12 protein-coding genes and 1 tRNA gene are annotated in these 14,416 nt (G+C 59.4%); 7 read left to right on the forward strand and 6 right to left on the reverse strand.

Annotated elements, in window-relative coordinates:
- Positions 1 to 473 precede the first annotated feature (473 nt).
- Positions 474 to 2,699: a cation:proton antiporter gene (locus tag P272_RS0108030; RefSeq protein ID WP_029679019.1), complete on the forward strand. Its 2,226-nt coding sequence runs from the start codon at positions 474 to 476 to the stop codon at positions 2,697 to 2,699.
- 6 nt (positions 2,700 to 2,705) lie between these two features.
- Here P272_RS0108030 and P272_RS0108035 read toward each other — a convergent pair whose 3' ends face one another.
- From P272_RS0108035 to P272_RS09350, 4 genes are all read right to left on the reverse strand, one after another.
- Entirely contained in the window at positions 2,706 to 3,461 is a 756-nt protein-coding gene (locus tag P272_RS0108035) for an alpha/beta hydrolase (protein WP_029679020.1), read from the reverse strand.
- Positions 3,462 to 3,492: 31 nt separating this feature from the next.
- Complete coding sequence (locus tag P272_RS0108040; protein WP_029679021.1) at positions 3,493 to 4,302, reverse strand: hypothetical protein; 810 nt, start codon at positions 4,300 to 4,302, stop codon at positions 3,493 to 3,495.
- A gap of 204 nt (positions 4,303 to 4,506) precedes the next feature.
- Positions 4,507 to 4,740 carry a DUF2188 domain-containing protein gene (locus P272_RS0108045; protein ID WP_029679022.1) on the reverse strand — a complete coding sequence of 78 codons (234 nt, stop codon included), beginning with the start codon at positions 4,738 to 4,740 and terminating at the stop codon, positions 4,507 to 4,509.
- 332 nt (positions 4,741 to 5,072) lie between these two features.
- Entirely contained in the window at positions 5,073 to 5,246 is a 174-nt protein-coding gene (locus P272_RS09350; protein ID WP_155805057.1) for a hypothetical protein, read from the reverse strand.
- A gap of 296 nt (positions 5,247 to 5,542) precedes the next feature.
- Here P272_RS09350 and P272_RS0108055 point away from each other — a divergent pair, with 296 nt between their 5' ends.
- The gene (locus P272_RS0108055; RefSeq protein ID WP_172636734.1) at positions 5,543 to 5,980 is read left to right on the forward strand and encodes a hypothetical protein; all 438 of its coding nucleotides are present in this window, start codon (positions 5,543 to 5,545) and stop codon (positions 5,978 to 5,980) included.
- 804 nt (positions 5,981 to 6,784) lie between these two features.
- A complete protein-coding gene (locus tag P272_RS08960; RefSeq protein ID WP_081709115.1) occupies positions 6,785 to 7,444 on the forward strand; it encodes a DUF4145 domain-containing protein in 660 nt (219 codons plus the stop codon).
- Positions 7,445 to 8,256: 812 nt separating this feature from the next.
- Here P272_RS08960 and P272_RS0108065 read toward each other — a convergent pair.
- Positions 8,257 to 8,327: transfer RNA gene (locus P272_RS0108065), tRNA-Gly, on the reverse strand.
- 123 nt (positions 8,328 to 8,450) lie between these two features.
- Positions 8,451 to 9,569, reverse strand: a complete 1,119-nt coding sequence (locus tag P272_RS0108070; RefSeq protein ID WP_044097946.1) for an ROK family transcriptional regulator — start codon at positions 9,567 to 9,569, stop codon at positions 8,451 to 8,453.
- A 298-nt stretch (positions 9,570 to 9,867) separates the two neighbouring features.
- Here P272_RS0108070 and P272_RS0108075 point away from each other — a divergent pair, with 298 nt between their 5' ends.
- Genes P272_RS0108075 through nagA form a run of 4 tightly spaced genes read left to right on the forward strand, consistent with a single transcriptional unit; the run spans position 9,868 to position 14,391 of the window.
- Positions 9,868 to 11,172 (forward strand): AGE family epimerase/isomerase, encoded by a 1,305-nt coding sequence (locus tag P272_RS0108075; protein WP_044097935.1) that lies wholly within the window; start codon positions 9,868 to 9,870, stop codon positions 11,170 to 11,172.
- Between the two features lie 5 nt (positions 11,173 to 11,177).
- A complete protein-coding gene (locus P272_RS0108080; RefSeq protein WP_052323250.1) occupies positions 11,178 to 12,284 on the forward strand; it encodes an ROK family protein in 1,107 nt (368 codons plus the stop codon).
- Positions 12,281 to 13,069: a glucosamine-6-phosphate deaminase gene (gene nagB, locus P272_RS0108085; protein WP_029679028.1), complete on the forward strand. Its 789-nt coding sequence runs from the start codon at positions 12,281 to 12,283 to the stop codon at positions 13,067 to 13,069. The genes P272_RS0108080 and nagB overlap by 4 nt, the downstream gene beginning before the upstream one ends.
- A gap of 14 nt (positions 13,070 to 13,083) precedes the next feature.
- Positions 13,084 to 14,391 carry an N-acetylglucosamine-6-phosphate deacetylase gene (gene nagA / locus P272_RS0108090; protein WP_029679029.1) on the forward strand — a complete coding sequence of 436 codons (1,308 nt, stop codon included), beginning with the start codon at positions 13,084 to 13,086 and terminating at the stop codon, positions 14,389 to 14,391.
- Positions 14,392 to 14,416 lie beyond the last annotated feature (25 nt).

Consider the following 14,416-nt stretch of genomic DNA (forward strand, 5'->3'; position numbering starts at 1 on the left):
GTCCCCGCATGCGACCCTCTGCAGTCGTTCTTGCAATCTTCCTTCTGGACCGGGGGATGTCCAAAAGCATCGGGGAAACAATAGCGTGCGCGCAAGTCCCCGGGGTCAAGAGATGGGGCTCCATGGTCAGCCGCCACAAGCGGTGCACCTCTGGGAGGTTTGGAGCCTTCCCGGTCTTCACGAGTATACCGATTGAGCCGGCGTTTCACGCACTTACGAGGGGTCCCCGGGCCGGATTTTCACAAATGTTCGCCTATCGCGAGCGCAGTCTGTCCACCATCTTGGCTTGAGGTGTCAACTTAGCGCACATTGTCCATTAATACTGTTCCTGGATATCACTATTCCGTATAATGGACTACGCGACGTCGATCCTCATGCGACCCTGCACTCGGAGATTCCTTCATTGGTCGAACGAACTCTGCTAGTCGGGCCTGCAGCAGCCCGCCCGGGATTGCGTGGCGGAAAGGAAGCCCGTGGAAACATTCATCCTAATCCTGTGCATACTTGCTGCCGTCCTCGTCTCTTCCTTTATTTCCAGATTCATTCCCCGAATCTCCACCCCCCTGGTCCAGATCGTCCTGGGCGCAGTCATGGCCCTGTTGCCCATTTTCCCGCGGATGCGGCTGGATCCTGAGCTGTTCATGGTCCTCTTCATCGCGCCCCTGCTCTACTACGAGGCCCACACCATCAATAAGGTGGAGTTGCTCAAGGGACTGCGATCGTCCCTTTCCCTGGCCATCGGACTGGCCGCCCTAACCATGCTTATGGTGGGCGTTATCCTGCACGCCGCTTGGCCCATGTTTCCACTGGCCGCAGCCATGGCCCTGGGCGCCGCCCTGGGACCCACCGATGCCGTGGCCGTCTCCTCCCTGGGCGAGAGCGCCGACCTCACGCCGGATGAACATTCAATCCTTGCTGGCGAATCGCTCTTCAACGACGCGACCGGCGTCATCGGCTTCCAGTTCGCCATTCTGGCCACCGTAACCGGGTCTTTCTCCCTGCCCCGGGCCCTGGGCGAGTTCTTCGTTGAGTTCGTGGGTGGCATCGGCTTCGGCCTGATCATGGGCTTCGTAGTCAACTGGCTCTTTGAGTCGGCCCGTCGCCTGGGCTGGGAAACCACCACTACCAGGATTCTGCTGGAGCTCTTCCTGCCTTTCCTGATATACATGGTCGGGCAGAACATCCTGCATGTATCCGGAGTCCTGGCCGTGGTCTCCACCGGACTGCTGATCCGTTTCGACCACACCGGAGTGGGACCCAATACCTCCAAGGCCAACATCGTCTCGTCCAGCGTCTGGAAGGTGCTCTCCTTCAGCCTCAACGGCGCGGTCTTCGTCCTTCTGGGCATGCTGCTGCCGGCAGCCATGGGCACCAGCTGGCGAGACCGGCGGGTCAGCAACTGGATGCTGGTAGCAACCATCGCCCTGGTTTGCCTGACGGTGATCGTGCTGCGCTTCCTCTGGACGGCCAGCGTCCTGATCTTCACCAAGGACCATGAAACCGGCAGCAGGCCACGAATCACATCCAAGCTCCTGAGGTCGGCTGCCGTCATGACCTTCGGCGGCCCCAAAGGGACCATCACCCTCTCCCTGGCCCTGACCATCCCCTATATGACCGATGACGGTTCTGCCTTCCCCATGCGCAGCGAGCTGATCTTCGTGGCCGCCGGGGTCATCATCGTCACCCTGGTGCTGGCCAACTTCGCCCTGCCGCTGCTGGCTCCCTCACAGAGCAGCGAGGTGCCGGCCCAGCAGGTCGAAAAATCCATCAAGGTGCTCAGGGGTACGGTCCGGGAACTCTCCAGCAGGATCACTGACGAGAACCGCCTAGCCATCCAGCAGGTAATCAAGCAGTACAACCACCGCATCGCCAAACTCAAGTCGCAAATCGGCCAGTACTCCCCCAAGGACTTCCAGGACCTGCAGGTGCAGACCATGGAGTGGGAGCAGGACTACATGGAGGAGAGACTGAGCCGAATCGAAGAGGCCCAGGATCAGCTTGAGGAGAAGCTCAAGAGCGAAGACACAGGCATAGAGCAGGCACCTGCATCGACGCAGTCTGCCACCGGGAACGAGAACGAGCCCAGCACAGAGGCCGAGACCGTAGCCGACAGGGATGCCGACGCCCAGCTGATCGACCAGCGCAGCAAGCGCGGAGACGACCAGGAGGAACTGCTGAATCTACGCAGCCAGGAACAGGCCGCCCGCAGGATCCTGTCCACCATATCCGGGTCCCTCTTCCACCTGGACAGGGGCGGTGAGCTCCGCTGGAGGGCCTACACGGCTCGCAGACGACTCAGGGGCCTGCTGCACAGCCAGTTCCACCGCCTGAAGCACCTGGCTCAGCCGATTGACAAGGACCAAGTCTTCGTGGCAGGACGCCACCTGCAGGCAGAGATGAACCACTTCCTGATCGAAAAGCTTTACTCCGAGCTGGGCAAGGGACGCTTCAAGACCGAGGACCTGCTGACCACCATCATCAACCACCAGATGATCGAATCCTCGGCGGAGGGAAAGACCGAATACGCGGGGATACCTGCCGTCAGGGATCAGGTGGAGGAGGCCAAGCGCGAGGGCTACGCCATCGAGCTGAGCCAGATCCAGGATATGGTCGAATCCGGGGAAATCTCGCGCACGACAGCCAGGAAGATGCGCCGCAACGTCTACGTCATGCAGGTCGACGCCGACTCGGCTCTCTGAGCCGATCTACATAAGGCCCGAGGTCACGTCGATCTCGCCCAGCCACTGGCGAAGGTCATTCATCTCGCGCATGTCGACGGCATGTTCCAGGTGGTCATACTCGGTGGTGTGCAGCCATACGTGCTCATCCAGCCAGGCGGCCAGGGCACGGAATTCGTACTTGGGCACCGTGGTGTCGTCCGAGCCGAACCCCAGGAAGACCGGTTTGTTCAAGCCAGCCAGGCGCTCATCCGCAGGAGCGGTGCCGGGCACCAGGCCCGGAGCCAGGAAACCGGACAGACATATGGAAGCGCGGTAACGCTCAGGGTTGACCCGAAGCAGGTGAACAGCCAGCATGGCCCCCTGGGAAAAGCCCATGGCCACTACGGGTCGGTCCTCGGGGATGTTGGCTGAAACCCAGGCATCCACAGCCCGAGCCGCTGCGTAACCATCCCGATCCAGGTCCTCCTGCTCAGGACGCATATCATGAAACCAGGTGTAGCCAGGGCCGAACATGCCGCGCTCGCTACCAGGCACCACCATGGGCGCCCGCAGGGATGCGTAGTCGTTGTAAGGAGCCACATAACGCATCAGGTCGGCCATGTCCTCCTCATTGGAACCCCAGCCATGCATGAGTACAAAAATGGGCCGCGAGGGGTTGCCCGTGCCCTGCTTGCGGGACCAACGGACCTTCTCGACCTTGATCTCCTGCCCAAAACGTCCGGGCACCACCGTGGAGGGCCGACCCACCAATCCGCCGTCATCCTTTTGTGCTTGATCCATAACTGCCACGATAGTCGACCGGCCCGGTCATTCAATGCTGGCCCATGAGCGGCTCGGCCTGGCCACCCCACTGGCTCTGCAGTCCGGTCACCTGGGCCTTGCTGCCCACCACCATCCAACGCTTGCCGGTCAGCAGCCATAGATTCTGAGGCTGCAACCCGTCTCCGTAGCGGGAGAGCAGGTCGGGCACGCTGGCGCGGATAGGCCCCTTGGCCAGGGATGCCGCAGAATCGTTATCGAAAACCACGTAGGCCATGGTCGTATCCGTGCAATACCGGGCTTGGGAGATGCCTACATACCCGCCCAGGCTGATGTCATGCCAACCCGAAGCGCACTGGCCGGCAGCCTTGTCGATACCGCCGGTCATGGCCTGGGGCGAGCTGGTGGGTGCTTCGTCACGCGCAGGAGCCTTGATGATGCCCTTGGGGGAGGAGCTGGCAATGAGCAGGCCTGCCACGGTCAAGAGCATCCCGCAGATCAGAAGGATAATGCCGGCAGAGCCTACCGATGGCCGGTTCGGGACTGGTCCGGAGTGACGGGCTATGATGACCAAAATTATGGTCAACAGGGCAAAGGCCACGGAGACACCCACCCAGGCCGAGATGCCCACCTGACCTATGACTCCCAGCCTGGAGGGGGCTATGGCATGGGCCATTAAGGCCGCGCCCGCCAAGGCCGAGACCAGTCCCGTGACCGCGGCAAACCGACTCCAGATGTTGGCATGCGCTATCTGAATGGGACGCTCATCAATATCCGGGCGAGGAGGATAGGAGGCTGGCAGACCCTCGTCATACCCGCTGTCCGCCAGCCGCTGATCCAGCTGGTTGAATCCATCGGCCATCGACCTCGCCACCTTTCACGGTTGGTTTCAGTCTATGGGGGCGGACACATACAGACCAGCGACGGCGGCCAATGCTTCACCATCCCAACATCCTGTCGGGCTGATAGATGGGCATATTAGAAGTGCAATCGTTACTTATCACCACGATGCTCAGCACATGCACAGGCCCGATGACGGCGAAAGGTCCCAAATCTCAGTTGGAGCTCAGCCCTTGATGTCTCGAGGATCCTTCTTGCCTATGGTGCGCTTGTCGCGGATTTTGTTGCCGCCCTTGTTATGGATGTTGACCTCACCGCCGCCGGAGCGGTCTGCAAAGACCTTGGCCTGCTTGGTGGCCTCCGCCTTGGTGGCGAAGGTGCGGGAGACGCGTGAGGCCCCGGCCCGCTTGACTGTCCAGAGATCGCGATCCTCGTTGTATTGCACGTGATAATCAGCCATGATGGCCGTCCTTTCTATACTTCCCTGTACCCCCTCATCTTCCACTGCCGGACCTGGGGCACCGTGCTTCGACACACCAGAATGTGCGGGAATACTGTTCATCACTGATGGTGTTAGGAGAGGCTTTCCGCACTGTTGCCGGGCTGGCAACTTTTTAGGTCAGATATCGAAGATTCGATTATGGGCAAGAGAATAAAAATGATCAGTGCAAATTACTATGAGGTGATTGAAGTGGGACGAAACTACGGTTGATTAGTTACCTATTTGTATGCAGGGCCTGAGGTAGATGCATATTCGGGCAAGTTGGAAGCATCTCCGTTAACCTTGAGATTCTAGGTGTTTGAGCAGAGTCCTGTTTGCGACCATAGACGCGATTGTTTCGCCGATGCGGAAAGCAGCGTGCCCAGGTGCCGCCAAGTGTTGATAATGGCTTTGAGGAAGCGCTCCATCAACTGGTCAGCAGGCGTCACGTCGGCATAGTCGCGGATTAAGTTGACAGGCATCATGTCCTAAATCTCATGCCAACAAACCAAACTGTGATATAACTTCCTCACATTGAATGTGGCGAGCAAAAGCCCGCGCATACGCCTCAATCAGCCGCGAAGACACATACGAAGTCACACCATGATTCGTACCGTCTTTTGCGATAGTCGCCCACCTTACAGATTGCGCAGTCAAACATTTCACAGATGAGAAACTCATCAGTGAATACTGGCGGTCAAGCGCAGCAGGATTAACGGGGAATGTGAGGAAGCGTCTGCATGCGGCTCTTCATGCCTACAGATGCTGTAGCCTTGCCGCTATGGCATGCAGGGGACGGAAAGCGGATACAACAGGCGAGGATACGGAGAAGACCGACCTTCGCCGCACGATTCATGTACCCGCTCATGCCGACCTTGTCCTATGGTTTCTAGGCTTGGTTCTGTTACTGCCAATGAGCTGGGGCTGGTATAGCAAAATTCCTATTCAGTTCTTTATGGCATTCCCGTATGCCGTTGATTTTGCGTCAGACACTTGGGTGAACAGGATAATTGCGACCACTATTGTGGGGCTTGTCTGCTGGCTGATAAGCGGCATTGTCCATATAGTTGCCTTGTATAAACGGAACTCGCGCAAAGCCCGGAAATGGTGGAACGTCGTCACAAAAATCCTGCTTGTCTTAGTGACGTTGATCGTCTTGCTGCATAGTCTGGCTGGGGTACTGTTCCTCTCGATAGACGTCAGCGATATTCCCCTGTGAGTAAACGCTGATGCTGACGCTCGCTCACCGCCTATAAGTCAATCAGCTTCATCAAACGTCTAACAATCTGGGTTCGCAAGGAACGCGGCACACGCTCGAGCAAGGGCCTCTGCTTCATCCTTGGCAGGAGGCCGGTCAGGATCAGATGCGATCAACAACTTATACATACCAAAGCTGAAACCTTTCCAAATCCAAATTTCAATGCCATTGGCGATTTCCAGAAAGGAGAACGGACGACTGGAATCGGACTGATGGCCTAGATTAGTCCTCAACATCACCCCTCATCGCCACCAACATGGCCAACAGCCCAACACCAGCCATCTACGGATCCCCATCATCCTGAACATGTAGACCCCGGCAGGCACCACCTGCTCAACGCCAGCAGCCAGGTCCTCAGCGCCACCGGCGACCAGGCATACTTCAAGGACTTCTTGACCATCCGCGTCACCATGCGCCTAGGCTTCGGGGTCCTGCGCCCTGAATGGCTCGCCCGACTCACCGTAACAAGACATCAGCCAAGCAGCTAGACAACACATCTAAAAGGAAACCACCGCAGACAACCGCCGCGAATAGCCGATCCAGCAAGCACCACGCCTACCCAGCAACACTACAAACCTATCCCGGGACGTAAGCCGGGCAAGACCCCTATCTCCTCCAGCCCGTGCTAGGGAGCGGATCAGAATCATAGCCAAAAGCCAAGAGAAGCAGCAAATACGAATGTCTCGTGAATACAATCTGTTTATTGCAAGGGGTCGAGCAGAGATGCCCAGTCCATATTGCTATTTCTGTCTATATAATTGAAACATGGCTTCGAGAATCTGTTGGCATTGCGGCCGTTTTTCGCATATGACCCCACAAGGGTCGCTCATATCAGGTGACCTCAATAACGCTCCTGTCTATGCAGAGGTTTGGTTTGCCATCTTCAAGTGTGACTCATGCGGCTACGCGACATTGGGCATGATTGATTACAATTTTTCGCTATCGGATGTCGACGTGAGTCAAGCTCAAGAAGACTTCCTGAACGACAGTGAGGAAATTAAATGGATTCCAGAAGCAGCCGTCGGGATGGAATATGAGGACGTTCCTACGGAAATAGCTTCCGTTGCTTCCGAGGCGTATTCCTGTTGCTCGATCTCCGCCTACCGTTCAGCAGTACTCATGGCCAGAACTGTGTTGGAAGCGACCGCCAAAGACAAAGGCGTCACCTCCGGGTCTCTGTATGAGAAAATCGACGAGTTGGCAGCAAAGACCATCATCACCAGACAGCTAGCCGAAGAAGCACATGAAATCCGGCTGCTGGGCAACGATATGGCCCACGGTGACCTGAATACGCCCGTGTCGAAAGAGGACGCTGAAGAAATCCTAGGCTTTCTCGATTCCGTACTTGACTATGTGTATCAACAGCCTATAGCCATAGAAAGGCGCAAGAAAGTTAGGGAGCAACGCAAACTGTCCAAAAAATGACAGCGGCATGCGCGCGCCTTGCCTGACCCTGACGGTAATACCCACCAGATAGGGCATGTTTGGATTTCTTTAACGAGTTGAGGCCCGACGGTATGAAGCCTTTGGCCCTTAACTATACTTGCCCGCAGACATTTTCCCTACTCCCTTTCCGCAGACGCGGCCGGCTGCCCTGTGACTGACAGCGGATTAAAGCCGAGGTCAAGGTCAGGGTAGGTGGTAGATGCCGGGCCGAGCAGTATGCGAAAGGCCGCAACGGCATCAACATGGACTGCGACTACATCATCCCAGGCGGCGACAACATCCTGGATAGGCTACAATAGCTTTCATCGACCTGCCGTAAAGCCAGAACCGCAAGAGAAACCGCAGTGCACAATGCATGGTATCGTGAAAGCTGGGCTTCGTTCGGTCGGAGAAAAATTCGGAATCTATTCATCCTGACATAAGACTATGCACCGACCATGACCCAGAGGTAGAGTCAGCAACTCTCCAGCTTCAATTTAGGGCGGTGCATATCAACAGCAGCCAAATAAGCGATTAAAGGCGTAGGGAGTCTCCCGCGAGATTCAGTATCAAGATTGAGTTGACGATCAGTCTTGAACTTTCGCACAACCCATATAGACAAAAGAGCACTATAAGACCTATAGCTGCCCATTTCCGCCTGTGTAACAATCAAGGTCGGCTGCTTCTTTGCCTATTCAATAGCTATGCGTCAACGCTAGGGCCTGTACATCCGCGCTATATTGTTGCCATCAATCAGTTGTCAGACCTAAATAAACAACCATTTTCCTTGAAAACTCAGGATTCCAGTCAAGAGCGGGCGACGGGAATCGGACCCGCCTCTGAAGCTTGGGAAGCTTCCATTCTACCAATGAACTACGCCCGCAAATCCGGCCACCGGGGTCAAACCTCGGCCAACCGCATGCGAGTCACCATGGTAGCAGGTCTCGGCGATGTGCGCGAATCGCCAAGTCCGGACACGGTTGCGAGACAGGTCTTCAATCCACTTTCAGACGGTGCCGTCAGGCTCGATCAGGTCGGCCACCACCGTGGAGCAGGCTCCAAGCAAGGCTGCATCCTCACCCAGGGCCGAGCGGTCGACCACTAATGGGCGCCGAAAATCAGTGGCCAGGGCATCGTTCATGGTCTTCTCCATGGCACTCAGGAAAATGCGGTTGACCACCCTGGAGTCGCCCAGGACAGCTACGCGAGGAATGTCCATAAGGCCGGCGGGCATGGTCAGAACACGACCCAGCAGTTCGCCAGCACGCCTCAGAATGCTGGCCAGATTGTCGGGGTCCCGATCCATTGCAGCAGTCAGCTTGGGAACGCTGATCAGTGATTCCAGGCAACCGCGCTTGCCACAGCGACACTGCGGGCCTGTGGGGTCAACGACCACATGGCCAATTTCGCCAGCCGCGCGATTGCAGCCGGTCACCAGCTCGCCAGAGACCAGCAATCCTGCCCCAACTCCGTCGCCCAGATGGACCAGCAACAGGTCGGACTGGCCTGAGCCAAACTGCCGCTCGGCCAAAACCTCATTGTTGGCATCGTTGTTGACCGTCACCTCCAAGCCTGTCTTCTCATGCAGATAGCCGCGCAGGTCGGTCTGAACCCAGCCCAGGTTGGTGGCATCATCCACCACGCCTTCAGCACTGACGATGCCGGGACTGGATACGCCGATGCCCATGACGGGGTGGGTTGCCCGCTGCATCAATGAATCAGTCAACTCCCCCACCAAGTCCAGGGGGACCTTGCCGTCAGCGGTCAGAGGGATCTCCTCACGTGCCACTACCTGTCCGGTCAGGTTGAGCACCGCCCCCCTGAAAACGTAGGGTGTGGAAAGGTCCAGGGCCAGGATGCTGCGCCCGTCGGGATTGATGCGCAGCAGCCGTCCCCGCTTGCCAGGCCCTGTGGATTTGCTATAACCCACTTCCATGAGCAGATGCTCGCCCAGCAGTTCGGCCACGATGTCTGATATAGCGACTCTGGTCAGCCCTGATGCGCGAGCCAGATCAGCCCTGGTCATGCTGACATCGGGGTAGAGCAACCTGAGCAGGATGGCTCGGTTGTGGTGCCGCACCGACTTGGGCAGCGCCTTGGACAGGTTGCCGGTATTGCTGGTCATGATTCGCCTGACAATAGATAATGCGGGAACGGGGACCCGCCATGGGGATTGGGCCTTGAACCCCGTGATCACGCCCATCCATGCTTGCACCTTATATTGTAAACTTCCTTGCCCGGGCAGGTCCATACCTCGCCATTGAGGCACCAAAGCTGTTGGTTTTCAGGACTGCGCACTAGCATCGTGAGCAAGACCACGGGGACAGCCAATAAAAAGTTCAGTTTCCTAACAATTAAGTGTTAGGCTGTAAACAGACATCGAAAACAGCTGCATCCCCTCGCTGAGCAAAGGAGCGATCGCCATGACCACGACACCGAACCATTCGGAAGCCTCACCGTCCGCCATAAATCCCCGATACCTGCTGGGCAACGAAGCCAACCGCATCTTCATGGCCTCGCAGACCTACGGCTTCCTGGACTTCGGGCGTGGGTTCCCCACCGAGCAAGGCGGCGCCGGCTGGCTCAACGACGACGGCAGCATCGACCCAGACCAGGGAATCCAGACCTGGATCACCTGCAGGATGACCCACGTCTACGCCATCGGCAGCCTCCTGGGCTACCCGGGAGCATCAGAGCTGGTCCATCGTGGCGTCCAGGCCCTCCAGGGCAACCTGCACGACGACGAACACGGCGGCTGGTACCCCTCGGTCTCCTGGCAGGGCCAGCCCGAGAGCGGCAAGACTTGCTACACCCACGCCTTCGTAGTCCTGGCTGCATCCTCAGCCATGCTGGCCGGCGACCCCGATGGGCAGGCCCTGCTGGACCAAGCACTGGAGATCTTCAATCGCTACTTCTGGGATGACGACAAGGGCCTGGCCGTCGACACCTGGAACAGCGGCTTCACCCGTCTTGACCCCTACCGGGGGCTCAACGCCAACATGCACAGCACCGAGGCCTTCCTAGCCGTAGCCGATGCCACTGGCAAGGAGGATTATCGCGAGCGCGCCGGCCGCATCATCGACCAGGTCATCAGCTGGGCTGAGAACAACCAGTGGCGCATCCCCGAGCATTTCAATAGCGACTGGCAGGCCGACCTGGACTACAACCAGAACAACAAGGCCGACCAGTTCAAGCCTTACGGGGCAACGCCGGGCCACGGGATTGAATGGGCCAGGCTGATCACTCAGTACGCACTAAGCAGGTTCGATCAGGATGCCGACCGTCGCCACTACATCGAGGCAGCCGAGCACCTGTTCGCCAGGGCTGTGGAGGATGGCTGGGCCGCCGACGGAGCCGAGGGCCTGGTCTACACCACAGACTGGCAGGGCCGCCCGGTTGTCCACGACCGCATGCACTGGACCCTGGCCGAGGCTCTGAACACCTCGTCCACCCTCTACGCAGTCACCGGCAAGGCCACCTACGCCGACTGGTACACCACCTTCTGCAGCTATGTAGACCACTATTTGATCGACCACCAGGGCGGGTCCTGGTGGCATCAGCTGGATGCCGACAACCATGTCATCGGCACGGTCTGGCCCGGCAAGTCCGACCTCTACCATGCCTTCCAGTCCACCCTGATTCCCTACAACGACCCGGCGGTCTCCATCGCTACGGCCATCAAGCGGGCCTGCGGACAGGGACATGCAGACCAGAATCAGGCCCGCTGAAATCCATGGCAGCATCGACCCCGCATCCCGAGGCGGATACAGATAACGTCCAGGCTGGCCCGATCAGCCTGGGAATTGACATCGGCGGCACCAAGATCGAGGGCGTGGCCATGGACGGCGACAAGCGCCTGCTGGCCTGCCATCGAATCCCCACACGCGAGGGCAACCAGGCGGTTCATGACGACACGGTGACACTTATCCGCCACTTGTTGAATCAGGTGGGCCCAAATCGGGGTCCTGTCACCGTAGGCCTGGGCATCCCGGGGCGCGTGGATGCCGACCATGGAATAGTGGATGACGCAGTCAACCTGGGCATCCGCCACATGGCTCTGGGCCCTGCCGTCGCCAAGACGACCGGCCTGCCCGTCCGTGTCGAGAACGATGTCAACATCGCTGCCCTGGGAGCCGCCTCGCAGGACGGCGACTCCCTGATGGCCCCTGGAACCACACCCCACTCCGAGGCCGCCCGGAACCAGGCCCGACACCCCGCGTCAGAGCCAGGGCGCGACAGACCCAGGGCCCTGCCCGACCAGGACGACCATGTTGTGGTCTTCATCAACCTGGGTACCGGCCTGGCAGCGGGCATCATCCGCGGGGGCCGAATCGAGCACGGAGCCAGTGGAGCAATCGGCGAAATTGGACACATTCCGGTGGATGCCCACCAGTTCCCCTGCAAGTGCGGCCAGTGCGGCTGTCTGGAGACCGTGGCCTCAGGCTCCGCAGTGGAATCCCTTTGGCCAGGAATCGCCCACCCCCTGCCTGACCTGATTGCCCAGGCAAGCCAGGGGAACCAGCACGCCCAGGAAGTCCAGGACATCATCGGCCATGGCATCGCCCTGGCCGTGCAGATCGTGGCCCTGACCATCGATCCCGCAATCATCATCTTGGGCGGCGGCATGAGCAAAACCGGCCAACCCCTGCTGGATTTGGTCACCGAGCATCTGAATAGGAGCGCGGCCTGCAGCCACTTCATCGCCTCGCTGAGTCTGCCCGACCGGTTGCGCTTGGCTCCAGCCGACCTGCCCATCGCAGCCATCGGAGCCGCCCTGGCAGGACGCATGACAGCCGACAGTCGCCCATCTGACTTTATAGGAAAGGAAATCGCATCATGACCGAAATCATCATCGTCAAGTCCCAGGAGGAAGCCGGCGAGATCTATGCCCGCTGCACGGCCGACCTGATCCGGCGCAAGCCTGACTGCGTGCTGGGTCTGGCCACGGGATCCAGCCCTCTGGCGGCATACAAGGCGCTGGCCGATCTGGTCCACAAGGAGGGGATCGACGTCTCCCAGGTGCGTGGCTTCGCCCTGGACGAGTACGCGGGCCTGGACCCGGCCCACCCTCAGTCCTACCGTTCCACCATCGACCGGACCGTGGTCGAGCCTTTGGGCCTGGACCCCGCCAAGGTGAGGGTTCCCAATGGAAACCTGGACACCATCAAGGACGCTGGCCGCGTATATGACCAGGCAATCGAGGATGCCGGCGGCGTCGACCTGCAGATCCTGGGCATCGGCACTGATGGACACATCGGCTTCAACGAGCCCGGATCCTCCCTGGCCTCGGGCACCCGAATCAAGACCCTGACCGAGCAGACCCGCATCGACAACGCCCGCTTCTTCGACAACGACATGGACCAGGTGCCCACCCACTGCATCACCCAGGGAATCGGAACCATCCTCAAGGCACGCCAGCTTGTCCTCCTGGCCTTCGGTGCCGGCAAGGCAGAAGCCGTAGCCGAGAGCGTAGAGGGCGGCATATCGTCCTTCTGTCCGGCCTCCGCCCTCCAGATGCATCCCCACGCCACCGTGATCGTGGACGAGGCCGCCGCCTCCCGCCTGCGCAACCGCGACTACTACAAGTGGGCCTATGCCAACAAGCCTGACTGGCAGTCCATCTAGAAGGCAAACCAAACATGTCCAAGGAAGCATACGAGTCGGCGGGGCTCGCGGTCGAATCATCCCTGAATGGACCGGCCCATCCCCTTGTCCTGACAGGCGCAAGGCTGATAGACGCCCGAGGAATCAGGGAAGACAGCTGGATTTTGGCCCTGGATGGCAGGATTGACCAGGTCGGGCAAGGCAGGGAGAGCCTGGAATCCGCCCTGAGGGCCGCTGGCCTGCCCAGCCTACCGCCCTCCTTCCAGCCTGGATCAGATACACATGACGTGAATGCGGACGGTGTGGAGTTTATCGACGCAGCCGGCCTCATCCTCACCCCCGGGTTCATCGACATCCACTCCCACGGCGGCTGGGTCCACTCCTTCGATGACGGCGACGAGGCCATTCGCACAGCCAGGGCCTGCCATATGGTCCATGGAACCACCAGGCAGGTGCTCAGCCTGATCACCAATCCGGTCGACACGATGTGCACCAACCTGCGCTCGGTCAGGCGGGTCATGGACTCCAGACCCGATGTGCTGGGTGCCCACTTGGAGGGGCCCTTCATCGCCCTCTCCCGTAAAGGGGCGCACGACCCCAAGTGCCTGCGCGACCCTGAACCCACGGTTCTCGACCACCTCCTGGAAGCTGCCGACGGTTGCATACGTCAGGTGACGTTGGCCCCCGAGCGTGACCATGGCTACGAGGCCATATCCCGCCTGGCTGGGTCCAGTGTGGTGCCTGCGGTCGGCCATTGCGATGCCGACTACGATCAGACCCGCCGCGCCTTCGATGCCGGCGCCCGTATACTCACTCATGTTTTCAACGCCATGAACGGCATCCACCACCGTCAGCCTGGGCCCATTCCGGCAGCCGTGGAGGACCCTCGGGTCACAGCCGAGCTGATCAACGACGGTTTCCATGTGCAGGACCCCTGCGTCGACCTGGCCTTCAGGCTCTTCCCCCATCGGATTGCCCTGGTCACCGATGCTATGGAGGCTACCGGCTGCGAGGACGGCGCCTACAAGCTGGGCTCCCTGGACGTAACAGTGAAGGGCGGCCACGCCCGCTTGACCTCCAACGGAGCCATCGCTGGCTCAACCCTGACCCTGGATGTGGCAGTCGGCAGAGCTGTCCAGACCATCGGTCTCCTGGCCCCCCAGGCCGTGGAAGCCGCAACCCTGACACCTGCCCGGGCCCTGGGGCTGGATCGCCCCAACCCGATCACCGGTGCTCCGCTGGGCCTGCTGTCACCCGGCTATGCTGCCGATCTCCTTCTGTTGAACCCGGTCGACTGGTCCGTCAAAACCGTGGTCTGCAACGGACGCAGAATTCAGATCTAAACAACGAATAGCCAAAAGCCTCCGA

It is taken from the genome of Bifidobacterium sp. 7101, from assembly GCF_000499285.1.
Lineage (GTDB): Bacteria > Actinomycetota > Actinomycetes > Actinomycetales > Bifidobacteriaceae > Bombiscardovia > Bombiscardovia apis_A.

Excerpts from the sequence above, each read along its gene's own strand:
- P272_RS0108035 (WP_029679020.1), bottom strand. The coding sequence starts at position 3,461 with ATGGATCAAGCACAAAAGGATGACGGCGGATTGGTGGGTCGGCCCTCC.
- P272_RS0108040 (WP_029679021.1), bottom strand. The coding sequence starts at position 4,302 with ATGGCCGATGGATTCAACCAGCTGGATCAGCGGCTGGCGGACAGCGGG.
- P272_RS0108045 (WP_029679022.1), bottom strand. The coding sequence starts at position 4,740 with ATGGCTGATTATCACGTGCAATACAACGAGGATCGCGATCTCTGGACA.
- P272_RS09350 (WP_155805057.1), bottom strand. The coding sequence starts at position 5,246 with ATGATGCCTGTCAACTTAATCCGCGACTATGCCGACGTGACGCCTGCT.
- P272_RS0108055 (WP_172636734.1), top strand. The coding sequence starts at position 5,543 with ATGGCATGCAGGGGACGGAAAGCGGATACAACAGGCGAGGATACGGAG.
- P272_RS08960 (WP_081709115.1), top strand. The coding sequence starts at position 6,785 with ATGGCTTCGAGAATCTGTTGGCATTGCGGCCGTTTTTCGCATATGACC.
- P272_RS0108070 (WP_044097946.1), bottom strand. The coding sequence starts at position 9,569 with ATGACCAGCAATACCGGCAACCTGTCCAAGGCGCTGCCCAAGTCGGTG.
- P272_RS0108075 (WP_044097935.1), top strand. The coding sequence starts at position 9,868 with ATGACCACGACACCGAACCATTCGGAAGCCTCACCGTCCGCCATAAAT.
- P272_RS0108080 (WP_052323250.1), top strand. The coding sequence starts at position 11,178 with ATGGCAGCATCGACCCCGCATCCCGAGGCGGATACAGATAACGTCCAG.
- nagB (WP_029679028.1), top strand. The coding sequence starts at position 12,281 with ATGACCGAAATCATCATCGTCAAGTCCCAGGAGGAAGCCGGCGAGATC.
- nagA (WP_029679029.1), top strand. The coding sequence starts at position 13,084 with ATGTCCAAGGAAGCATACGAGTCGGCGGGGCTCGCGGTCGAATCATCC.